This is a genomic window from Paenibacillus sp. FSL P4-0176, assembly GCF_037975265.1.
In the GTDB taxonomy this organism is placed as follows: Bacteria; Bacillota; Bacilli; order Paenibacillales; family Paenibacillaceae; genus Paenibacillus; species Paenibacillus amylolyticus.
In genome coordinates this window covers 3,778,281-3,801,973 of the sequence record NZ_CP150242.1, presented here as the reverse complement: position 1 = coordinate 3,801,973, position 23,693 = coordinate 3,778,281, and the positions used below count along the sequence as shown (strand labels likewise).

Sequence of the window (23,693 nt, the reverse complement as noted above, 5' to 3'; positions counted from 1 at the left end):
TCGTCCATTACTTACGCTACTTCGTAGCCTTGCTCTTCAATAACTTCTTTAATTTGCTCCAAGGAGACTTGATTTTCATCATACGTCGCTTCAACCGAATCATCACTGAGGTTCACCTTGCCACTCACTCCAATTTCTTTCAGAGCACCTTCGATGGAGTTTACACAATGTTGGCAGCTCATACCTTGTACATTCAAAACAATGTTTTTCATCTTATTTCGTCCCTTCTTGTGGGTGATTTTTTGGTTTAGTTTGACCTAAACGATGGGCTAAACTCTCGAGGCCAGTTTTTCAGGTCTCATCAAGCTCTTGTACAATACAATACCCCCCTACCCTATATTAGTCAACATATTTTTATACCCCCATACCCTATATGGACTATCTTTCTCGTTAGATCAATGAATTTATGGAGAGAAGAACCGATTATTTATACGCTGATTGGTAATCGGACCATGTTCTTGTCCTTGACTTGGGAATAAAACTTGTACCGATAAAACAAAAAAGCCGCTAAAATAGCGACTTTATTGGGACCATGATCTTGTCCCACGATATAAAATTCCTTTATTTATGGTTGAATGTTAATCCATCCGCTTAGATCACATTGTCCATAATCATTATCACCCACAGCAACCATCGTACCATCCGATTTCAGTCCAATCGTATGGGCACACCCCGCCGAAACAGCTCTAATTCCGTGCCAGCCACGTACATCGCATTGGTGATGTTTATTCGAACCCACAGCAACCATTGTACCGTCGGACTTAAGACCAACGGTATGATAACTCCCCGCTGCAACTGCTACAATATCGCGCCATCCGCTTACGTCGCATTCGCCTTCATTATTTCTACCCACAGCCACTACCGTGCCATCCGATTTGAGCCCAACTGTATGAAGATACCCCGCCGAAACAGCTAATATATCGCCCCAGTCGTTTAAGCTACATTGGTTATATTTATTGTTACCAACGGCTGTTACCGTTCCGTCTATTTTTAAACCGACTGTATGCCAGTCACCCGTCGTGACCGATACAATATCGCGCCAGCTACTCACGTTGCATTCCCCTTCATTATTTCGCCCGACCGCAACCACGGTGCCATCTGATTTAACCCCAACCGTACGGCACCAACCTGCCGAAACGGTTACAATATCGCGCCAATCGCTTACATCGCATTGGTCATGCTTATTCCAACCTATAGCAGTTACCGTACCATCAGATTTAAGACCAACGGTATGTGCATTACCGGTGTTCGTAGCCATATGAACATTACCAGCCGCAACTGCGACGATATCGCACCAATCGCTTACCTTACATTGACCATATTTATTATCACCCACAGCTATTACTGTTCCGTCAGATTTAAGAGCAACGGTATGACGACGACCTGCCGCTATGGTACAGTTACGGAACCGTTTCGTCTCAAAAACCGCTTCCTTCCGTGAATTGTAGTCCATATCTTCCTCCTCTCCACCAATTGAAAATCCTCGTTTAGTTCAACTGTAAGTCATAAAGTTTGTTGTTAAATCGCATGTTACAAAAGAAAGGCTCGCACAGGCAGGGTATTATTACTTCCCTGCCCAATACGAGCGTCTATGTCATATTGCACTCAAACGGTTGATCCGAATGTGTACTTTTAGCAATCATTTCATTTCATGTAGCGATAGTCTAATAGATCCTTCAAATTTGAAATTTTCTTCAACAGCTTTTCTCCGACATTGGTTTCCCTCACCAGCTTCCGCGCCAGTTCTTTGTCCACCAATCTTTTTAGAGATAACACGTCCGTTCCGTTACATAACACATCTTCTTTTGAATTAAATTTCTTATGGGCGACGAGCTGCATGCCAAAGGAATTGTACAACAAGGTATATCCGGCAATGCCCGTTGTGGATTGATAGGCTTTGGAAAAACCGCCGTCAATCACGATCATTTTTCCGTTTGCTTTAACAGGGCTCTCTCCACTAATTTCTTTGACTGGCGTGTGCCCGTTAATGACATGTCCATGATCTGGATTCAAATCAAACTCCTGCAAGATTATTCGACAGATATCTTCATTTTCACGTAAATGGTAGTAAGGATTCTTTCTCTCTTTATGTGCTTCTTTATCTTGGATAAAATACCGTTCAAAAGTGGTCATTTCTCTCTTTCCAAAGAGCGAGGAACATTCTCCTGTCCAGATGTACCATACCATATCCGTCGCCAGATCTTCTGTCTCTTCCGGATGCGCAAAGGCGTAACGTAAATAATCTTCAAAAACATCAAGCAATTGACGGCCCGCATATGTCTTGTCTTCAATCTGCATTTCTTCCATATTTCCTTCTTCATCCAAAGGAATACAGCCGTGGATTAACAAATTCCCGTTGTATTTTAAATAAAGGCTGCCCTTTTTCATGAGAAAATTCATATGTCTGGCCATCTTTTCGGAATGCTGAACGGAAAACAGCAGCTTTTCCATCACCTGGCGTTCTTCCTCAAGCAATTGTTCGGGCTTCTGCGGATTTACGGTTGCGAAACAGGTGTTTTCCAGGTGGTACGTTTTACCACAGATGTTGATTTCATTGTTGTCGTAATCAATCTGCTCCAGCAAAAGCCTTTCAGACATATTAAAGTATGGGCGTCTCTTGATAATCGGGCTTTCAAGTTTAAACTGAATCATGGCAATGGCTTGGTGAATTTTGGTGATCTGCAGAATTTCCTGCTCCGATACATTATGTCCAGCCTGTAACTTAGGTCTGAAGGACGGATTGTCTTCGTAATATTTCTCCGCCAGGTTTAGCAGTGGGCGCAGATTGATTCCGTATACATCTTCAATGATGTCCAGATTATCGTATCTGGCGCAGATTCGAATAATATTCGCAAGGCAGACCAGAGAACCTGCGTAGGCTCCGATCCAGAGGACATCATGGTTCCCCCACTGTATGTCTACAGAATGGTAGTTGATCAGCGTATCCATAATTTTATCGGGGTACGGCCCCCGGTCATAGATATCTCCAACTACATGAAGATGGTCAACCACCAGGCGCTGTGTCGTATAAGCAAGGCCGATAATGAGATTGTCCGCCTGGCCCAAGGATATAATTTGCCGATATATTTCCTCGTAATAAGGATCCTTATTGTTGGTCGAATCCGTTTTGTATAGAAGCTCTTCTACAATATATACATATTGCTCCGGCAGAGCTTTACGCAATTTTGAGCGTGTATACTTGGAAGAGGCATAAGAAATAAGCTTAAGCATGTGTTCAATTGTTAGTCTATACCACTGGTTCAAAGCCTGTTTATTGCTCAGTTCCCCTATAACCAGCTGAATTTTTTCTTCCGGGTAATAAACCAACGCCGCAAAATCATTGATTTCTTGATCCGTCCAAACCTCCCGGAATAATTCTTTGATTTTCTCTTTGACGGTACCCGAACCGTTTCGTAGTACATGCTGAAAAGCCTGAAACTCCCCATGCAAATCACTGACAAAATGCTCGGTTCCCTTCGGGAGATTGGAGATCGCTTCAAGGTTGATGATCTCTGTTATGATTTTTTCTTCCGTATCATATTTCTCGGCCAATAAATCTAGAAACTGCTCATCCAAAACAGATGTCCCCCTTCAAGGAAGTATGGTGTTGTATAGCCGGGTCCAAAAGCTTTAGACCGATATCAAATTACACTCTATACTTGGCATTGATTATATGGTAATTATCAGCATCGCCTTCCCCCATCATACTCCAGTTCATCATATATGAACAAATTTCATTGAATGGATTTGAATGAACCATGTTTGTAGTTATTTTAGTATTTTACACAATGAAAAATAAACGATCTATTCTCAGAATTTGCTTGTTTAAATTCCCAATCACCATATGTTTTAATTTTTGAAAAACCGATTTGTTTCAGCGACTCATTGAATTCTTCTTGATTTCGAAACCTCAGCTGCATTTTTTCATGAACTAACACTTTGTCCGTTTTAGTATTTTTTACTATTTCATAGAAAGTGTAAATATCTCCCTCAAACCCTTCATATTCTGTATAAATTTCTAAAGGATCTCCGCTTAGTCTATCTTTAGCTAAGTCAGGAGTTTTGTCCTTCTCCCATTCTTCCCATACTTTTACCAAAGGGTTTCTTGTATCAAAAATAAAGTGACCCCCGATTTTTAGGGATCGGAATACGTCTGAGATTACTCGTTTCCAGCTGTCATCTGTAAGAAATACCTGTGCAACATTCGCTGTCATAATTACCGCATCATAGGTATTGGTTTGTAAATCCGCACTATCACCTATAATCCATTCCACACTTTCAGAATTATCTTTACTTCGCGCTATTTCAATCGCTTCTTCATTGGGATCTATAGCGGTAATTTTATAACCGTACTGAACAAGATGAGTAGTCCATCTTCCTGTTCCACAGCCCAGGTCAGCTATAGATTCTACTTGTAATCTCTTTAACAATGCAAGGAAAAATTCATCGTCTTTTCCCCAATGGTTAATCTGGTCATATACTAATGGAATCATAAATAATGTCTCCTCACTTTCAACAGCATTTTACTGTGCTCAAGAGTTTGATGTCTCGTACATAAGCTATACGGTTTTATTTTCACTCTGTGAACCAAAAACTACCCTAGTTGCTTCTATAAAAGATAACATGATTGGTGAAAGCCACTTGTCTTTATGCCACAACATCTGTGTATATACCTGCAAGTCCGGAATTTGCCAGGGGAGGACAACAAGTTCTCCGCGTTCAACTTCAGATTCCGCGACGATCTCAGGAAGAAAGGCAATACCGATTCCTGAAATTGCACATTGTTTAATGGCTTCAGCACTTTGAAACTCTAAATATGTAATGCTATCAATGCCCTCTTTCTCAAATGACCGATCAAACATCGTCCGATAGGGACAACCCTTCTCATTTGTCAGGAACACTTCATCATGAAAATCTTCCAATTGCAGCACAGTTCGTTTGGCGAGTGGATGATCTGGAGCAGCTAACAATCGGAAATGTTCTTCCAGCAAAGGTTCCACGGAAAGTCCACTCGAGCGAATAGGTTCATCCAACATATAAACAATATCCGTGGTCCCCTCAAAGAGCGTTTGCTTGAGCTCTTGATTCGGAACTGAGCGGAAAATTAAGCGAACTCCCGGATGCTGCGAACGAAACCGTTGGAAGACAGGTGGAAGCCGATAGGAGCAAATAACCTCATTCGCACTTATCGTTAAGGTTCCACTTAGTTTTTCATTATCATGGACAGCACTACGAGCCTCGTCCATTTTTTCGAGAACGCCTTGGGCGTGTGTTAAAAAGCGTTTACCCGCAGTTGTGAGCGCGAGTTGCTTGCCCAACCGATCAAAGAGGCGAACACCTAGCTCATCTTCCAATGCTTTAATTTGCATCGTGACGTTGGAAGGAACGTAGCTCAGCGCTTCTGCTGCCCGCGTGAAATTCAATGTTTTTGCAACCGTACAAAACGTATTCAGTTGACGCAATTCCATCCGATGATCCCTCCTTCATCTTTCAATTTTATTGAATAATATCCTGAATTCTATTCACTTTTATTGAGAGTATCACAGCTCTATACTGAGTACAAGAGATCACAGTGAACATGTGGTTTTTCATTTTGAAGGGAGCAATTATACGATGGATTATGAAATTTTTAATTTGGGTGATGTACTCTTACAATCAGGAGTGACGTTACCAAACGCTTATCTCGCTTATCAAACTTACGGAAAATTAAATGAACAGAAAGATAATGTTGTTGTCTATCCAACGGCTTTTGGAGATCAGCATGTTCAGAATGAATGGCTCATTGGCAGCGGGATGGCACTGGATCCAGAGAAATATTTTATTATCATTCCGAATTTGATGGGCAATGGACTCTCTTCCTCTCCCTGTAACACGTCTCCTCCATTCGATCGGGCTAACTTTCCACAGGTAACCATCTATGACAACGTACGTTTCCAGCACCAACTGCTGACCGAAAAATTCGGTATTCAAAAGATTGCTCTCGTCGTCGGGTGGTCGATGGGCGGCATTCAGGCATTTCAATGGGGGGCAAGTTACCCGGAGATGGTTGAACGAATCGCACCTTTCGGAGGCATCGCCAAACCTTGGCCTCACACATTTGTGGTCCTGGAAGGCATGAAAGCTTCGCTGCTATCTGCAGTCGGCTTCGACTCAAGTAAATTAAACCAACTAAGTTCTACAGACATGCGTGCCGTTGGTCGGGTGTATGCGGGATGGGGACTATCACATGCGTTTTATAGAGAAGAGCTATACCGTGAGATGGGATTTGACACATTGGAGGATTTTGTAGCTGGTGTCTGGGAAAATAGCTTTATGAATATGGATCCGCATAATGTTCTGGCCATGTTATGGACAGGTCAACATGCAGATATCAGTGCAAACCCCTCCTATAACGGAGACTTTGATAAAGCACTTCAGAGCATAAAAGCTTATGCCTGTATCATGCCGGGAAGCACGGATCTCTTCTGCACAGCGGAAGATAATGAATACGAAGCTAAGCGTATACCTAATGCTGTCTTGAAACCGATCCAATCGATCTGGGGCCATTTTGCCGGTCGTGGAATCAACAGTGCCGATAATCAATTTATTGATGAGAATTTAAAACACTTGTTGTCACTTAGCACTAATGAATAGATCGTCACTTGCATGGGAATTCAGTGAACAGAAGCGTTGATCTTTCAGAGGGAGAGCTCCCCCAGCAGTGGTGTTGTTGAGTGATGATGTAGAAATTAAGCAACCAGCAATAATGAAGTTGAGGACCTTATCCGATGTTTCTTTTGCATCCTCTGCCAGTCTCATTTCTATGTCTTTCATCTTTAATTCCACCGGATAACTCACTCTGGTTGCCATTACAAACACACCTCCAAGATGATCTTGAAGGTGTGTTTGATTAATACATATTCCTAATGATTATAACTACAATTAAGTAAGTACAGTCATCGCTTCTCTTGTGAATGGAACCAGATCATCAGTACGTCCTTCTTGAATTTTCTTAACCCATTCAGGGTCGACTAGAAGAGCACGGCCTACAGCAACCAGATCAAACTCATCATTCTGAAGTCGTTGTACCAATCCCTCGATACCGACGTTACTTGCGCCTTTACCTTCTGTGAACAGACTTGTAAAGTCACCATCAAGACCAATCGATCCAACAGTGATTGTCGGTTTACCAGTCAGTTTTTTGGTCCAACCAGCAAAATTCAGATCAGACCCTTCGAATTCCGGCTCCCAGAAACGGCGTGTGGAACAGTGGAAGATATCGACTCCAGCTTGAACCAACGGTGCGAGAAGCTGCTCCAGTAATTCCGGTGTTTCAGCCAATTTAGCCTGATAATCATCTGTCTTCCACTGAGATAAACGCAGTACAATCGGGAATTCCGATCCCACTACTTTACGGCAAGCCTCAATCACTTCAACTGCAAAACGTGTGCGAGCCATCATATCTCCACCATAACGATCCGTACGAGAGTTGGTTTTCTCATACAGGAATTGGTCGATCAGATAGCCGTGTGCTCCATGGATTTCAACACCATCGAACCCAACGCGTTTCGCTTCTGAGGCTGCTTGTGCGAATTCCTGAACGATTGTAGCGATCTCAGCTTCCGAATAATCATTAACATGACCTTTGGCTCCCATATGCCAGATCTGTGGAATAATTCGACCGCCAGCTTCATGTACTTCAGATACAACATGTGCCCAACCATTCATTGCAGCTTCACCATAAAAGTGCGGCACATTGGCTTGATTGGATGCATCCGGATGATTAATTATTGTCCCTTCTGTCACAATAAGCCCCACTGCGTTTTCTGCTCTGCGGCGATAATAGCCCGCAACATTCGAACCCGGGATACCGTCCGGAGAAAATTGACGCGTCATCGGCGCCATCACGATCCGATTGGATAACTTCAAGTGACCTAACTCTATAGGTTGGAACAATGCTTCTACGGATTGAGAATAATTCATAATAACCTCCACATATTTCGTTTTATATAAATTGACCTAGGGGATGTTAAACAGCAACCAGCCTGGTTAACAGCTAGACGTTATTTCCAAATGAATCAATACACGATTTTTAACGAAAAGCCCCACCTCCTTCAAGGTTTCGTGGTGTATTAATCCGCCTTTAATTATTTTTGACTTCGTAGTCAAGAATTTCACAAAAAAAAGATCAAGACATGATCATGCCAAATGAAGTACGCAGAACCGTCTCGATCTGTTCACGGGATGAACCTGATTTCTCCATAACTCTCACACCAAGAATGGTGTTATTTAGATAAGATGCAAGCTCTATACTCGTATACCGGTTGGAAATTAACTGTTGTTTCTGGCCACTACTTATGATCTTCTCTAATACCAGTTGAATCTCTTCTGCCATGAGCTCAGCTTCGCGTGTGACCTGCTCGTCATCTGTTCCGAATTCGAGTGATGCATTCACAATTAGACACCCTTGGCAGCTAGTTTCATCGTCTAAAAGGGAATATCGTAAGGTATCCAGTTTATCAACGGGAGACGAATCCAGGGCTTCAATCTCTTTCAGTTTCGCTATAACCTGTTCACGGTAAAGTGCCAGCGTCTTCAGGAACAATGATCGCTTGTCTTTAAAAACACAGTACAAACTTTGTTTTTTGACTCCTGTAGTACGCGTAAGGTCCTCATAAGAAGTTGCTTTGAAGCCTTGATTCCAGAACACTTCCATAGACTGGTGTAATACACGATCAACATCAAATTCTCTTGGTCTGCTCATGGGATTAATGTATCAGTTATTGACCATGCAGTCAAGAACTGATCATTTTACATCCTAATCTCTACGGTATTTTCCTGCAGGTCCATTGAATGCGGTCTAACTCTTCCGGTAAGCAACCTTGTGAAAAGCATTGATATAACGAAACAGTGCTTCACCATCATCAGGCACATGCGTACTTGTATCCAGTGGCAGCATCATTGCCTGATACGGCTCTGGCACCATTCTATATTGATGGACATAGGAGGTTAGGATGAACCCGTTGCGTTGCCAGAACTGAATGCGTTCCTGATGAGCCTCCGTTGTCCCGAACTCCGCCTCGATAATCATACCTTTGATCCGGTGTTCCCTTAACGCCCAGGCTCTGAGCTGCTCTAACATCCAGGTCCCTATGCCCCACCCACGCATCTTCTGTTCAACCGCGAGGTAATCGATGATCAGGATGCGGTCCGCAACCTTCCCCTCCAGTCCAGTAACAGCCATCGCAACCACTTCTCCATGATGCACGCCCGTGTGTAAATAACCAATCCTCCGGTCCAGCATACTGCGCAGAATCGCTTTTGTCTTAGCGCCGCTTTGAAAAGCCTCATGATAGATTCGCTCCATCCGCGCCCACAATGCTTCATCCCACTCCTCTATAGTCGTAAACTCTAATTCCAGCATCTCATTCGCCTCCAGCTTTAATTCAGATTTATCGTGATTCAAGACATGTAAGAGATATTCCTTCCGGTTTAATGGATTATGATCGTATCTTGTACATGAAGGCAATTCACCATCGAAGGGCTGATAGCCATAAAATTCGGACGGGTTCGCCCTCTTTTTTCTGCGATCGTACTTCCTTTGACGAATTCTGCGATTCTGAAGACTGTAGCATGTCTTTAATCTTAAAAGTTTATATTTTTATCGTTCGCATATATGGCGTTTATTCACAAAATTTCATCTATCCTGCCCGTTAACGTAATGAAGCTGCCGGTCCAACACAGGCAACTTCATTTTCGTCGTTTATTCAATTATAGTTTCTACGTTAGCGCAACAAGCATTAACTTTTTATATCTTCTTTAGCCTTTTGTCTATATCGAATTATGGAAAGAGGTAAATTAACTACTCCAAGTATAAAAGAAGAGCCAATAGATATCCATTGAGATATTGAAGGATAATTCGGTTTTCCGTCTCCTACAGGTCCTATTTTGGGTTGGTGGCTATCCCACAAAACATATAAGAGACCAACAGCAGGTAACAATATGCAAACTATACTTGCAACTATATGTAACACATACTTGTTCAATCCTACCCCTCCATTTATTTTATTCATGTCTAGGACACTGTTTATATTATAACGTTATCTAAAACGGGAGATTACACTAACCTACTCCTTAGTTTAACAAAAAAATTTCTCCTTTAAGATATTTCCTAAAATAGTTTTCAATAACTGATGGAAAATTTGCCGCTAAGGATTGTTGTTCATTTGGATTTAGAGAATGGAATGCGAAAGTCCTAATGATTGACCAAATAAAAAATGCTTCTAATAACTCGACATAATTCTCTTCCAGTTGATTTACTTTGCTATACGATGAAATAAATACTTTCCTATTATCAGATGAAAGATGCAAATTTGAGAATTGTTAGTTGTGGTGTAACAAGGCTTGGAGGTTAGTACTCGCCTCAATCGGTACATAAAATGTATGCGGAAACCGTCAATAAGCTTGACGAGATCGTGTCTACAGCTTCATTCGCTGTGAACTTAATCCCATCACATCAAACTTTGGTGCAGTTGGACCTACTATCATTGGGTTAATGAGTTATGAATCATAAAACAAAGAAAGCAGCTGATCACTTGGGTCAGCTGCTTTCTTATTGTTATAGAGGTTTTATACATCGTTAAAAGGCATATATCAAACGAAGATGATACAAGTGTTTATTTATTGCAAAGATTGTTTCGTTTGTTTTCTTTTAGATAGGGAGTTATCAAGCAGCGTTGTTACGATGCCAATCACAAGGGCAAGCGCACCGATCCATGGAATGTAGGTCAACAGGTTGTGGTTGACGGCGATACCCCCGACACCAGCTCCGGCAGCCATTCCAACTTGTCCAATCGCGCTATGCAAACTAAGTACAATGCCTGAAGCAGCGGGAGCGAGACTTATAAGCTGGAATTGGATCGGCGTACCTGAGGACCAGGCTGCTATTGCCCAGAAAATAAGTAATATATATAGAAGAAATATGGATTGGCCTATAAACGGGAACAACAATAACGCAGTGGCATGGAGTATCATTCCACCAGCTAGTGTACGGAATGTACCCCATTTATCTGTACTGAGTCCTCCTATTTTGGAACCAATAGCACTAGCGATACCAAATATAAACAGGGCTACCGTTACACCTTGATCACTCATGCTAAATATATCAAGGAGATACGGTGAAATGTACGTAAATAAAATGGAATATGAGCCTAACCACACGAACGTAATCAGTAACGCTGCTGCGATACGCGGTTGCATGATGAATTTAAACTGATCACGCAAAGGAACAACTTCTTCAGCAACCACTTTGGGGATGATCAGCAGCGCTAGGAATAAGAGAATAAGTCCTATTACTCCAAGACCAATAAATATGATGTTCCAATCATAATGGGAAGCTACAACCCTGCCTATGGGTACACCGATAACTAATGCCGTACTATTTCCCATAATAACAGTAGCAATTGAACTGCCTTGCTTTCCTGGAGCAGCCAAAACCGCAGCAAGAGTAAGGAGCGTAACCTGAATAACACCGGCACTAAGTGCTGAAATAATTCTAGCTACGATAAGCATCTCATATCCTGTTATCGTTGCAATTAAAATGTTAATAACAGAGAATACAGTTAATGCATAAACTAAGAGTTTTTTTCGATCTAATTTAGATGTGAAAGCAATTAAAAAAGGAGTACCTATGCCAAATGCTATAGAGAACACTGTAATTAGCTGTCCAGCAGAAGAAACTGAAATGTTGCTAGATTCAGCAATTTTGTCTAGGATCCCGGCAATAACATATTCTGATGCGCCATTAAGAAAACTAATTACAGCTAATAAATATATTTTCCACATATTTTTCAACAATTTCACCTTCTTATTTCTGTATTTCTAGAAAAATAGATTAATTAACTATTCACTAAAATAAATATTCTACATTCACTCATCTGGGACAAAACCATTTTCTATATAAGACCCTTCTATTGAATTAGTAGCTAAAGACCTTCCCACATTAAAACATCCGCTAATCGAATGGTTAGACTCATTTGTGTGTTCCACCTTTCAGTGTTAACTCCGTAAGAGATTTCTCCATATTCAGAGTAATCCTACTTATCCGTCTGTAATAAATTTTGTTTTGCAAAACTTATGTTACTTTTATTATTCAAATAAATATATACATTCTGGCATTTTAGTTTGAATTAACATGAGATCACATTTGTTACTCAAAAGTAACGCAGTGTTTTATTAAAAACGGCAGCGTTCCAGAGATAACTTGGAATCACTGCCGCTATTAATAACATCAAATTAGGCTTTGACTGTGTACATCAATTCTTTTTCATGAATTGTGGTACGCCCAGCCGATTGCACATCGGTATATTGAAACATGTTCGTAATAATGACTGGCGTAATCATATTGTAACCCGCTTTTTCGATCTCTTCACGGTCAAATTCCATCAATAGATCGCCTACGGATACTTTAGCTCCTGCCTGTACCTTTGGTGAGAAATATTGGCCTTTCAGCTTTACAGTATCAATACCGATGTGAATCAGCATCTCTGCGCCAAGATCACTTACGAGACCAATAGCATGTCCACTCTTGGACACAGATATTACTGTGCCGTTAACCGGAGATACTGCACGTCCTTCAGCAGGTTGAATGGCAAATCCTTTACCCATCATTTCTTCTGAAAAAGCAGGATCTGGCACTAGGCTAAGTGGCTTAACTTCCCCATTCATGGGGCTGAATATTTGTTGATCCTGTAATTTAGTGTCTTCAGTTACTACAGGTGTAGTTGTGGATATTGCTGATGGTGCAGCTGCCTCTTCCTGGAAGCCCAGAAAATAAGTAATTACGCTAGCTACAACGAATGCAATTAAAGCAGCAATCAGTGCAAAGAGCAGGTTGCTAATGTCTGGACCGACATATGAGGCAGCTCCCGGAAGACCTACAGTGCTAATGAAATAGGCTTTAACAGAAAAGGTTCCCAGAAACGCCCCAGCGACTGCGCCCCCAATGAGCGCTGCAATAAATGGTTTTTTGAATTTCATGTTAATTCCGTACATGGCAGGCTCCGTAATTCCCATAAGAGCGGTCAGTCCTGTAGAATATGAAAGTGATTTGGTTTGGGTGTTTTTAGACTTGAAGCCCACACCAAATGCAGCACCACCCTGGGCCATATTAGCTGCGAACATTAACGGAACGATAAAATCGTAACCAAGTGTTGCAATCGAACCAACTGCAAGCGGCAACAGTGCATAATGCATGCCTGTAATAATCAGCACAGACATTGTGCCACCAATCAAGATACTTGCCAAAATGGATACGTTATCAAATAACCATCTGATACCCCCAGATAAACCGTTTCCAATAATGCCACCCAGTGGCCCGATCGCGATCAAGGTTAGTGGTACCATGATGAGTAACGTAACAGTTGGTACAACAATCAGTTTCAGTGAAGAATGAGTGATGCGGTCAATCGCTCTCTCCACGTAAGCAGCGATCCAGATTGCAATGACGATGGGAATAACCGATGATGCATAGGATGTGGCAATAACCGTAATGCCTGCAAACGAAGTATTACCCTCTTGAAGCAACGCTGTAATGGTTGGATGCATGAGACCAGCCGCTAGTGCAGCACCTACATAAACATTGCTCCCCATTTTCTTCGCAGCACTAATGGCCAGAATAATGGGCAGGAAGTAGAATGCGCCATCGCCAACCGCAGACAAAATGATATAGGTTGAACTTGTATTCGTCATCCAACCAAGAGCCACCAGAATGGACACGATCCCTTTGATCATACCTGCGCCAGCAATTGCTGGCAGGATTGGCGTGAACATGCCCGAGATGAAATCAAATAATGCGCTGATCGGATTTCTTTGTTTCTTTCCACCTTTTGGAGCACTCTCTCCGTTAGGCTTCATGCTCATATTGTTCACTAGTGCTTTGTACACTTCGGAAACTTCATTGCCAATAATCACCTGAAACTGTCCACCGTTTTCCGTTACACCCATAACGCCAGGTGTGTTTTTTAACGTCGTTCTGTCTGCTAGATTGTTATCGTTTAGATTGAATCTGAGTCGAGTCATACAGTGCGTAACTTGATCGATATTCTCTTCCCCACCAACCAGTTTGAGAATATCTTTGGACAATTGTTGTTTATCCATGATGTAAGGCTCCTTCGACGTATATTAAGGTAGTAAAGCTAAAATTTTGAGGATGGCAAAACAAACTCATTATGTTTTCATATGACAGCTATTGTGACATTCTTAAGCAGACTAAGGAAGCTCAACAAGCTTGAAACTGGAACTAGTTAAGGGTAGGTTGGTTTATTCGTTGCCACCTTCGTTCTCTGACCATGGACGCGTTAGCCAGTTATAATGGAAGTGCGGAACATATGTTATAACGTCATGTTACTCAGAACAGAGAAGAAAATATATATTGTTTAAGTGTTTAGTTTCCTTTGACACGAAATGATTTTTGTAACAAAAATGTAACGTGTTGTTTTTTGAATACAGGTAATGTATACTGCCTAAGCAGGTTACCTATTATTTTTATTATGGTCTAAGGGAGTGCATATCCATGTTCACCAGTGAACAAATCTCATCCTATAATGAATTGGAATTATCTTTATATAACTATATTTCTCAGAACATGGAAAAAGTGGCGTACATGCGGATTAGAGAGCTGGCCGATGAAACTCATGTATCTACAGCCACCATTATGCGATTTTGCAGAAAGAATCAATGTGAGGGATTTTCGGAATTTAAAGTAAAACTTAAGATGCTCATTTCCCAAAAGGGTAAACTAACGAAGCAGGAGTTAAAAAGTCCACATCATGCTGTGTATGAGTTTTTTGAACGTTCTCAATCTCCTGAATTGGAGGAAAAAATTCAAACGGCAGCAAAATTAATTGCTAAAGCCAGTAGCGTCATTTTTATTGGTATCGGGAGCTCCGGAATAATGGGTGAGTATGGAGCCCGATTTTTCTCAAATCTAGGGATATGCTCCGTGTACATAAAAGATCCTCATTATCCTGTTCATATCAAAATGCAAAAAGACAGCGTTACGATTGCATTATCTACGCGAGGTGAAAACCCATATGTTCTACCTTATCTCCAACGGATCAAGCAGGAGCAAAATAAAATTGTGGCGATAACAAACAATCGCCAATCCACCATGGCTAAAATATCAGATGTGAATATCCCTTATTATGTAAAAGAAGAGTATTATGAATCCACTAACATCACCACTCAGGTTCCTGTTGCGTTCCTTTTAGAATGGCTGGGACGAGAGGTTTTCAAAGAAATGGTAAATACAGAATTAGAGCTATGAGAGAGAACCCGATCTTTTTATAAACACGCACCAGAAAGAGAGCCCTCTAGGCTCTCTTTTCAGTCTTAATGACTCTCTATGGGATGACTACGTTAGACGCTTTCCATTACTTTTTTTCCTCGTGTTGCTGCAATTTGCGTCATAATCATTAGAATGATGATCACAATCATTCCAATCATAGCAGGTGTGAAACTATTGGAAGCATCATGAATCCAACCTAGTAATATTGGACCCATCGCTCCAATAACATACCCGGCAGATTGCTGCATCGCTGACCAGGAAGTTGCATCGTTCACATTGGTTGTAGAATCAATCGGTAACATCAGGTTTAAAGTGAACAAGCCCCCTGCTCCAACTCCAAAGAGTACAACGGAAACCATCGGTATGAAATTCATCATCAATAAAATCAAACCAACAATCATGAACAGAGATTCACCAATCATCCATACTCTTCTTGAAGGAAAGTTCTTCAATAATACAGGAAGTACAAAACTAATTGGGATTTGGATGACAACAAATATGGTCAGACAAAGCGTTGCATAGGATTTGCTATACCCCATTTCCTGAATCATTAACGGGAGCCACGCTGTAAAAGAATAAAACAACATAGCCATTAATCCAAATGAAAGCGTAAGCGTCCATGCGCTTCTATTTCCCCAGGGAAGTTTAATTTGCGGACGTTCTTTTCGTTCACTCACATGAGCAGATTCAGATCGCGGCTTCACCATGATCCACCAAATGATCGCTGCTACAAAGGCAATTACTGCCCACCCTCCTACTGCTATCTGCCAAGAATTGAAGTATGCTTCTAAAGGAATGGATACCATTGAACTGACCGCAGCCCCTACAGTGATTGCAATACTATAGAGTGCAATCATAGATGGAACATGATCGGGAAAATATTTTTTAATAAAACCTGAAGTTAACGGGCCAATCGAAGCGATCCCGATACCTACGATTAATGCAGATAAAAGTAAAACGAACGTAGACTGTGTAAATAGCCGAGTGGCTATTCCGATTCCCACCACAATCAGGGAATATCCAATAATTCGTTCTATTCCCCATTTCCCACTTGCTTTGACGGCAAAAGGTGAAAATACGCCCATACACAGTACAGGTATAGAAGTTAGCAAACTGGCTAGTGCAGCGCTCATCCCCAGATCTTCCCGAATCGTATCTAGCAGCGGAGATATAGAATTAATAGCTGGGCGCAAATTCAATGTAGCAACAAATAATGCAATTATTAAAAACATTTTTTTTCTCATATTCTGCTCCCTAATCGTTCAAATATCAATATTAAACTAAGAAAGAGCCGCTGACTGGCGGCCCTTTCTTAATTTATTCTGTAGGCCTGTACGCTAATCTGTAATAAACGTATTTCCAACATCAGCAGCTGTCGCTATTCACGAAACAAGCTGATCCCGTTGCTTTGAATGACATCCTTATACCAGTGGAAGGACTTCTTACGATAGCGTTCCAATGTTCCTGAACCATCATCATGACGATCCACATAGATGAATCCGTACCGTTTTTTCATTTCTGCAGTTGTTGCACTAACCAAGTCAATACAACCCCATGTTGCATAGCCCATTAATTCAACACCATCTTGGATGGCTTCAGCGACTTGAAGCAAGTGCTCCTTCAAATAATTGATGCGATAATCATCAATAACTGTTTTGTGGCCATGCTCGTCCGTGATCAGTTCATCTACGGCTCCTAATCCATTTTCAACGATGAATAATGGTTTCTGATAACGGTCATACATCGCATTCATGATGTACCTCAGGCCTTGGGGGTCGATCTGCCAACCCCATTCACTCGCGCCCAAGAGCGGATTTGGAACACCCCCAATCAGGTTTCCCTCTCCTTTAATTTGCTTGGCAGGATCAGCCGTTTCACAACAACTTTGATAATAGCTAAAGGAAATAAAGTCAACGGTGTTTTTCAATATTTCTTCGTCGCCAGGTTCAAAATGAATGGTAATTCCGTTATCTTTCAAATAACGTTTCATGTAGCCTGGGTAGTAACCACGCACATGGACATCCGTGAAACCTGTATTCTTATGATCAGCTTCCATCACTTTGATCATATCATTAGGATCAGGAGTCAATGGGTAAATCGGCATAGCAATGACCATACAACCAATTTTGAAATCAGGGTTAATTTCATGCCCTATTTTAACCGCCAGAGCACTTGCAACAAACTCGTGGTGAACCGCTTGGTACAGATCCTGTTTGCTAAGTTGATCCGCATGCGTGTTAATCCCGCCGCCCACAAACGGGTGTTCCAAAATAGAATTAATCTCGTTAAATGTAAGCCAATACTTCACTTTGTCTTTATATCTGTCGAAAATGGCTCGCACATACCGTTCATAGAAACCGATCATTTTTCGATTCGTCCAGCCATCATATTCCCTAACGAGATGTAGAGGAGTCTCATAATGAGAGATCGTAACTAGAGGTTCAATTCCGTATTTCCGGCACTCGTCAAAAAGGTTGTCGTAAAATTGGAGGCCTTTTTCGTTTGGCTCAAGTTCATCCCCTTTGGGGAAGATTCTGGACCAGGCGATAGACGTGCGGAAAACTTTGAAACCCATTTCGGCAAGGAGTTTAATGTCCTCCTTGTATCGATGATAGAAGTCAATTGCGATTAACTTCATATTCTCCTCTGTTGGTTCTGTTGTTGGAGGTGTCTGAATGCCGTGCGGCATGATATCCGAAATGGATAGTCCTTTCCCGTCCTCTAGATATGCACCCTCAATTTGGTTCGCAGAGACGGAACCGCCCCACAAAAAACCATTAGGAAATTGAAATGTTTGACTCATTTAGTAAGCCCACCTTTCTTTTAAACCTTCAGCTGATCTGGATAAAAAACGAATCCCGCTTTATCGGTTTTTTATCATGTATTTGTTTGCACAACTTATGCTACATAGATTAATTCATAAAATATATGTTATTTCGTATTTAGTTCAAGGTATCACAGATTCACATTTGTAACATAAAAGTAACACAGTGTTTCAAAGGGTTGCTGCATGCTAGCTCGAGGGTAACTTTACTTTTAATAAGCGGAATGGCTCCGGTCAAACAGGGTGCAGCCTCCTCACTTGCGAGCACCGTCACCTCGTTATTCAATTGTACGTCCTCATTCAAACATGAAAGAAACCCAAGGTCTATGAATCACCTGGGTTTCTCGACTATTAGTTGTGGTGGTTGTACTCACCCCTACACACAGCTTTTAAGTTGTTTTATTAGCTCATCGCAGGCTGAAGAGTTTCCAGCAGTTTCTTAATCTCTTCATCATAGTCCAGTTGGAATAAAGGAATGATCTCATCTAATTTTTGCTGGTACAAATCCAGATCCTGGACACGAAGCGCTGCTCTTAATTCCATTTCTTCTTCTGAACCATTGTCGTTCAAAATCATGTCCAGGACATCCGCTTTGAAATATTCACTTGGAGGAAGGATCAAAGCATTCATCAGGAATTGCATAAAAAAGAGATGGTTATCTTTTTCCTGATCCGCTTTTTTCATCGCTTTCTTCGTAAATAAGTTGATATATTTCTGAGCAAAATCTACTCCTTTCAGTTCATAAGGCCCACCATGTTCTACCCCTCTCCAACGCAGGTCAGCCACGGAACTAAGCCACCAAGCCGGATCGATGGCCTGCTGCATACGCAGCAATACGTTCTGTTCAAACTTCGGATCGGGATGCAAGCGCTGTGCTTCCAAAGACTTTCCTATAGTCTCAGCTTCGATCGCAGCAACGGTGATACCTTGTCCATGAATAGGATCAAAGCTGCAAAATGCATCACCAAGGACGAGTAATCCAGATGGCCAATCTTCCATGAGTTCAAAATGCTGGCGAACAGACTCGGAAATACGGTACCCCCTAGGCCCCTGCAATGGCTCTAACTGCTCCATTAACTTTACAATTTTATCTGAAGCAAATAGATGCTTGATTTGATCTTGAAATTCTTCCGGCTGAGTGGACGGATACTCATCTCCTCCAGCATTGAAAAGAATGAGTCCAGCGATATCATCCTCAATGCGCGTAAATATGCCTGCACGAATACCTTGCTCAGGATCTGAATCAGACATCACGAATTCATTTGGAATAGAGGATTTTATTTTGTAATAACGAGTGCTGTAACCAAGAGATACCTTCAGCACCTCCGGCTCCGGCACATTCAACCCTAATTTATCAAGCCATCTGATCAATTTGGAGGAACGACCAGAGGCATCAATAACCATATTCGCTGGAAGTTGGTCTTCTCGCTTCTCTCCTTTTCTTTCTTTTGTGTAAATTCCTGTAATGGAGTGCTGATCTTCAGAGACCATTAGCCCGGTAACTTCCAAGCTGGTTAAGATGCTTACATGAGAAATGTCCTGGAGTCGTTTGCGCAGCACCCATTCCAGCAAAGCTCTGCTGCACGATGCAATTTTGAATGAAGAAGGATCCTCCTTGTTAACTAATGTACCGTATCGATTAGTAACTATAAGCTTCTCATCATGTGAAGAGATGGCCCCCAATTCTATCAATTCGTCATTGTAACCTGGGAAATAATGTTCCATAATCAGCGCGCCGCGTGGTTGTACACGGTGTGGATGAAAAGATTGAGGTACACCCTGCCGGTTATTTGGCTCCGAAGGGAATTCATCCCTCTCAATCACACATACTTCCTCATAATAATCGGCTAACATTCTTGCAGTAATTAATCCAGCAATCCCTGCTCCGATCACCACAGCTTTTTTCATGTCAGACACCGAAGATTCATCCTTTCTAAGAAATTAGATTTTATTCTACACTTGTAGATCAATCAAAATATTACTTATAATACCAATATATAATTAAAATTTCTTTTATAGTAAGAATCAATATAGCGTTGGTATATAGTTAAACTACGATATGGAAGTGGTGTAGATGAAAATCATTGAAAAAAAGCTTGATTTAAGAGTTGCCCGGACTCATAAATTGTTAATTACGGCCTTTAAAGATCTGTTATCTGAGCAAGGCAAACTATTCAGCAATATCACGATTAATGAGATATGTGATAAAGCGATGGTTCACCGTACAACGTTTTACAAACATTTTGAGGATAAATTTGCGCTGTTGTCCGCTACCCTCACGTGGGTTCTTCAGGATTATTTACAAATGAGTATAGAAGATCGGCTTCGGCAGCCCTTGCAAAGCCTATCTAGATTCATGTTGGAGAATTTACTGGAGCCGATTGTTCAAAACCAGAAGAATGACAAGGGATTTACTGACTTTTTCAAAAACTATATCGGAGATATATCCAGAAGAGATTTTCTGGAACTAAAAAGAAGAGGTAAACCATTTTCACCCCCCATAGAACTCTTAGCCGAATATCATTCAGGGGTCATTAGTTTACTTGTCACGTGGTGGATATATCATCTTGAAGAAGATGTTACGGCAGGACAGATGGATGAGTATTACTATCAAATGGTTAACGAGAAAATCATGTTAGACTAGCATGAAGCTCACTCTACGCTACACACCTAGCCAAGTTATCCAGCCTGACCTATTTTCACCAGAATAAGAAGGTATCTTATTGTTGAGATAAAATAAAACTAAAGAAACCGATGGGCATTTACAAATGTAAAGTTCCATCGGTTTCTTTAGTTTTAGGATAGTTCGGTTGAAGGCTACAAATGCTGTGAATCTAAAATATAAGTCGATAAAATTATGCCTACTGATCAAAAACATGGGTTACTATGTAGCAAACCAGCAATTGTTTTCTTACCAAAGACCTAAGTAACAACTACCCTTACGAGAAATATTCATTGTAAGCATCTTCAGTCGTCTGCACGTTCTTCATATACATAATCTTTCCCTCTTCATTTAAACGCATAATATCTATACCTTCTTTGGTGAAAACCGTGCCATCTACTGCTTGACCGCATACTGCCCAGTTAGTTCGATAACTGCCGTCGGGCTGAAGTACCCATGCATCCCACATATGTTTAATGTCTTTGTTGTATTCATAAATAGTCTTAATAACTACTTCGAATCCTGTTCGGCTGCTACCGTTCGAAATAACTTCGACATCCTCCGTAAATAAGGATAACAAGTCCTTCATAGCCCGATCGTCAGTGCGAGATGCATCAAACAAGCGAAAATAATTATTTAACATCGTGATGTTTGCATCGGTGTTCAGAGAGTTGGTAGTATTGCCAGCGGTAAGGCCATAAATCTATCCTTTTCAAATTAAAAATTAATACTTGTTGATTACCAAAACTCTTCTTAAACTCTGAAGTACCAATTTCATTTCATTCGGGGTCATTGAACAGTGCATACGGTGGGCGTGACTAGGCGGAAAGTTGTGACTGTGAATGTCTTCTCTTCAGTGAAGAAATCTCGTTTGGTAGTGAAATGTAAAAACTTCATAAATTCCTTCGTTTTTATACGACTCCTTCTTCATTTGCGTCCTGTAGTATGTCTTACATCGGGATAACGAAGGAGCACAACGAATGAAGAAAACGATAATGTTAACCTTACTCATAGTCATTACGGCAGGAATGATCTGGTTCAACTGGGGGCTTGTTAGGACAGGTCAGAATCAGCCGGACTCAACATTTGGCACCAGCGGCTGGCAGGAAAATAGGCTTATTGCACATGCATTTGGTGGAGTTAACGGGGCTAGCTACACCAATTCTTATGAGGCGTTTATAACCAATTACAATAGAGGGTACCGTTTGTTCGAGGTTGATCTGGTGCAGACGACGGACGGGAAACTTGTAGCCAGACATGATTGGTCGCAGAAGCTACAGCCGGATTTGGCCACTCATCGCGGACGAAACGTAACAAAGCTTCAGTTTGCAAACTCGCTTATTATGGGAAGATTCCGCCCTCTTACCCTGCCGGACATACTGCAGATGATGAAGCAATATCCTGATTTTGACTTAATTGTGGATACGAAAGCAGGCAGCAAAGAGCAAATTCAGCAGCAGTTTGCGCATCTAGTCAATGAGGTTCGACGTACGGATCCTGCACTGCTCAACCGGATTATACCTGAAATTTTCAGCCCGGAAATGTATGACACGGTTATGGGAATCCACCCCTTTCCAAACAAAATATATTCACTTTACAAAACTGGCGCCTCCGCCGAAAGTATTGTAGAATTCGTAAGGGACAAACAACTGACAGCGGTCGCCATGCCTGTATACCGTGTGTATCTAAACCCCAATTTAGTTCCAACACTACATAAGTTTGGGGTAAAAAGCTATGTTCACACCGTCAACAGCAGACCGGTTATGCAGATTCTGTCCAGGTTCGGGGTGCATGGATTTTACACGGATCAGGAAAAATCACCAGAGGAGCTGATGCTTGCAGACGCTCCCCCAGGCCATGTTGAATTTTCGGAATACATGAGTTCCGGATTAGTAAATATAAGAAATATCGTGATGAAGGTGAGAAATAATGGCTATAAATAACATTCTTGTTGTAGACGATGAACCGGAAATTCGAGAAGCGCTTGTTATTTATTTGAAAAGCGAAGATGTGGATGTATTAACTGCCTCTAACGGATTGGAGGCGCTGGAAATTCTTGAACAAGAAACCATTCATCTTATTATCATGGACAACATGATGCCACAGCTCGATGGAATTAAAACGACATTTAAAATTCGTGAAAACAAAAATATACCGATCATTATGCTTTCCGCCAAGTCAGAAGATAGCGACAAGATTTTGGGACTCAACGTTGGGGCTGATGACTATATTACGAAGCCGTTCAATCCTCTAGAGCTGATCGCTAGAGTCCGATCTCAGCTGCGCCGGTTTACGAATTTAGGTTCCTTCCAGTCAAACGGGGATGAGCTCATTCAAGTAAGAGGACTCGTGCTGAACAAAAGCTCGAAGACTGTTGAGATAGATGGAGAGGACGTCAGATTGACCCCGAAAGAATACAAAATTTTGGAGCTGCTGATGGAGAACAAGGGCAGAGTTTTCTCAATCGAAGAGATTTATGAGCGCGTGTGGAATGAACTGATCTTCACTTCAGAGAATACGGTTGCCGTACATGTGAGAAACATTCGTGAAAAAATTGAAATCAATCCCAAAGACCCAAAATATTTAAAGGTGGTATGGGGAATTGGATACAAAATCGAGAAAAAATAAAGCCGATCGGAAGGTTCCAATCGACCTTATTGTCATCATTGTCGCCGCGATTCTATGGAGCCTCGTACTCATAAACAGGTATTCATACACGGGGTTGAGTCTGAGCTATTCAACTTCAAGTTATATCCAGACACTGCTTGCCTTAATTATTCTTTGCCTGCTGGCAAGCAGACTGTTTCTTTATTTTAAGGCACCCCATAGTAGGCGTTCCTTCTGGCATGGCAGTCTGCTGATGGATTACTTTCATATTTGGA

21 protein-coding genes are annotated in these 23,693 nt (G+C 41.5%); 5 read left to right on the top strand and 16 right to left on the bottom strand.

What is annotated here, in order from left to right:
• Positions 1–11: 11 nt before the first annotated feature.
• The 5 genes from MKY95_RS17130 to MKY95_RS17110 all read right to left on the bottom strand — a co-directional run bounded on the left by MKY95_RS17130 (position 12) and on the right by MKY95_RS17110 (position 5,468).
• Positions 12–212 (bottom strand): cation transporter, encoded by a 201-nt coding sequence (locus MKY95_RS17130; RefSeq protein WP_047843207.1) that lies wholly within the window; start codon positions 210–212, stop codon positions 12–14.
• A 353-nt stretch (positions 213–565) separates the two neighbouring features.
• A complete protein-coding gene (locus tag MKY95_RS17125; protein WP_339193519.1) occupies positions 566–1,453 on the bottom strand; it encodes a chromosome condensation regulator in 888 nt (295 codons plus the stop codon).
• A gap of 191 nt (positions 1,454–1,644) precedes the next feature.
• Positions 1,645–3,576: a fructose-bisphosphatase class III gene (locus MKY95_RS17120; RefSeq protein ID WP_036613925.1), complete on the bottom strand. Its 1,932-nt coding sequence runs from the start codon at positions 3,574–3,576 to the stop codon at positions 1,645–1,647.
• 197 nt (positions 3,577–3,773) lie between these two features.
• Complete coding sequence (locus MKY95_RS17115) at positions 3,774–4,493, bottom strand: class I SAM-dependent methyltransferase (RefSeq protein ID WP_339193518.1); 720 nt, start codon at positions 4,491–4,493, stop codon at positions 3,774–3,776.
• 66 nt (positions 4,494–4,559) lie between these two features.
• Complete coding sequence (locus MKY95_RS17110; protein WP_339193517.1) at positions 4,560–5,468, bottom strand: LysR family transcriptional regulator; 909 nt, start codon at positions 5,466–5,468, stop codon at positions 4,560–4,562.
• Positions 5,469–5,613: 145 nt separating this feature from the next.
• Between MKY95_RS17110 and MKY95_RS17105 the strand changes: the two genes are divergently transcribed.
• The gene (locus MKY95_RS17105) at positions 5,614–6,633 is read left to right on the top strand and encodes an alpha/beta fold hydrolase (protein ID WP_339193516.1); all 1,020 of its coding nucleotides are present in this window, start codon (positions 5,614–5,616) and stop codon (positions 6,631–6,633) included.
• On the opposite strand, the gene MKY95_RS17100 is transcribed toward MKY95_RS17105, so the two are convergent.
• The 7 genes from MKY95_RS17100 to MKY95_RS17070 form a co-directional block, all read right to left on the bottom strand.
• Positions 6,613–6,849, bottom strand: a complete 237-nt coding sequence (locus MKY95_RS17100) for a hypothetical protein (RefSeq protein ID WP_339193514.1) — start codon at positions 6,847–6,849, stop codon at positions 6,613–6,615. The genes MKY95_RS17105 and MKY95_RS17100 overlap by 21 nt on opposite strands.
• Before the next feature lie 72 nt (positions 6,850–6,921).
• A complete protein-coding gene (locus MKY95_RS17095) occupies positions 6,922–7,962 on the bottom strand; it encodes an NADH:flavin oxidoreductase (protein ID WP_339193512.1) in 1,041 nt (346 codons plus the stop codon).
• 205 nt (positions 7,963–8,167) lie between these two features.
• A complete protein-coding gene (locus MKY95_RS17090) occupies positions 8,168–8,743 on the bottom strand; it encodes a TetR/AcrR family transcriptional regulator (protein WP_339193510.1) in 576 nt (191 codons plus the stop codon).
• Positions 8,744–8,839: 96 nt separating this feature from the next.
• A complete protein-coding gene (locus MKY95_RS17085) occupies positions 8,840–9,403 on the bottom strand; it encodes a GNAT family N-acetyltransferase (protein ID WP_339193508.1) in 564 nt (187 codons plus the stop codon).
• A gap of 376 nt (positions 9,404–9,779) precedes the next feature.
• Complete coding sequence (locus MKY95_RS17080; RefSeq protein WP_339193506.1) at positions 9,780–10,025, bottom strand: hypothetical protein; 246 nt, start codon at positions 10,023–10,025, stop codon at positions 9,780–9,782.
• 634 nt (positions 10,026–10,659) lie between these two features.
• Positions 10,660–11,823 carry an MFS transporter gene (locus MKY95_RS17075; RefSeq protein ID WP_339199993.1) on the bottom strand — a complete coding sequence of 388 codons (1,164 nt, stop codon included), beginning with the start codon at positions 11,821–11,823 and terminating at the stop codon, positions 10,660–10,662.
• 450 nt (positions 11,824–12,273) lie between these two features.
• The gene (locus MKY95_RS17070; protein WP_339193503.1) at positions 12,274–14,136 is read right to left on the bottom strand and encodes a beta-glucoside-specific PTS transporter subunit IIABC; all 1,863 of its coding nucleotides are present in this window, start codon (positions 14,134–14,136) and stop codon (positions 12,274–12,276) included.
• Between the two features lie 415 nt (positions 14,137–14,551).
• Between MKY95_RS17070 and MKY95_RS17065 the strand changes: the two genes are divergently transcribed.
• Positions 14,552–15,304, top strand: coding sequence for a MurR/RpiR family transcriptional regulator (locus tag MKY95_RS17065; RefSeq protein ID WP_076250570.1), 753 nt, complete (start codon positions 14,552–14,554; stop codon positions 15,302–15,304).
• A gap of 92 nt (positions 15,305–15,396) precedes the next feature.
• Here MKY95_RS17065 and MKY95_RS17060 read toward each other — a convergent pair whose 3' ends face one another.
• The 3 genes from MKY95_RS17060 to MKY95_RS17050 form a co-directional block, all read right to left on the bottom strand.
• Entirely contained in the window at positions 15,397–16,569 is a 1,173-nt protein-coding gene (locus tag MKY95_RS17060) for an MFS transporter (protein ID WP_339193500.1), read from the bottom strand.
• 134 nt (positions 16,570–16,703) lie between these two features.
• Entirely contained in the window at positions 16,704–18,128 is a 1,425-nt protein-coding gene (gene ascB, locus MKY95_RS17055) for a 6-phospho-beta-glucosidase (RefSeq protein WP_339193498.1), read from the bottom strand.
• Between the two features lie 423 nt (positions 18,129–18,551).
• Entirely contained in the window at positions 18,552–20,057 is a 1,506-nt protein-coding gene (locus tag MKY95_RS17050; protein ID WP_339199991.1) for an FAD-dependent monooxygenase, read from the bottom strand.
• Between the two features lie 166 nt (positions 20,058–20,223).
• Between MKY95_RS17050 and MKY95_RS17045 the strand changes: the two genes are divergently transcribed.
• Positions 20,224–20,793 (top strand): TetR/AcrR family transcriptional regulator, encoded by a 570-nt coding sequence (locus tag MKY95_RS17045; protein WP_076250577.1) that lies wholly within the window; start codon positions 20,224–20,226, stop codon positions 20,791–20,793.
• A 295-nt stretch (positions 20,794–21,088) separates the two neighbouring features.
• Here the strand turns inward: MKY95_RS17045 and MKY95_RS17040 are convergent, their stop codons facing one another.
• The gene (locus MKY95_RS17040; protein ID WP_339193496.1) at positions 21,089–21,400 is read right to left on the bottom strand and encodes a nuclear transport factor 2 family protein; all 312 of its coding nucleotides are present in this window, start codon (positions 21,398–21,400) and stop codon (positions 21,089–21,091) included.
• Between the two features lie 391 nt (positions 21,401–21,791).
• Between MKY95_RS17040 and MKY95_RS17035 the strand changes: the two genes are divergently transcribed.
• Entirely contained in the window at positions 21,792–22,754 is a 963-nt protein-coding gene (locus MKY95_RS17035) for a phosphatidylinositol-specific phospholipase C/glycerophosphodiester phosphodiesterase family protein (protein ID WP_339193493.1), read from the top strand.
• Positions 22,741–23,439 carry a response regulator transcription factor gene (locus MKY95_RS17030; protein WP_036613934.1) on the top strand — a complete coding sequence of 233 codons (699 nt, stop codon included), beginning with the start codon at positions 22,741–22,743 and terminating at the stop codon, positions 23,437–23,439. Before MKY95_RS17035 ends, MKY95_RS17030 begins: the two co-directional genes overlap by 14 nt.
• The last annotated feature ends 254 nt before the right edge of the window (positions 23,440–23,693 follow it).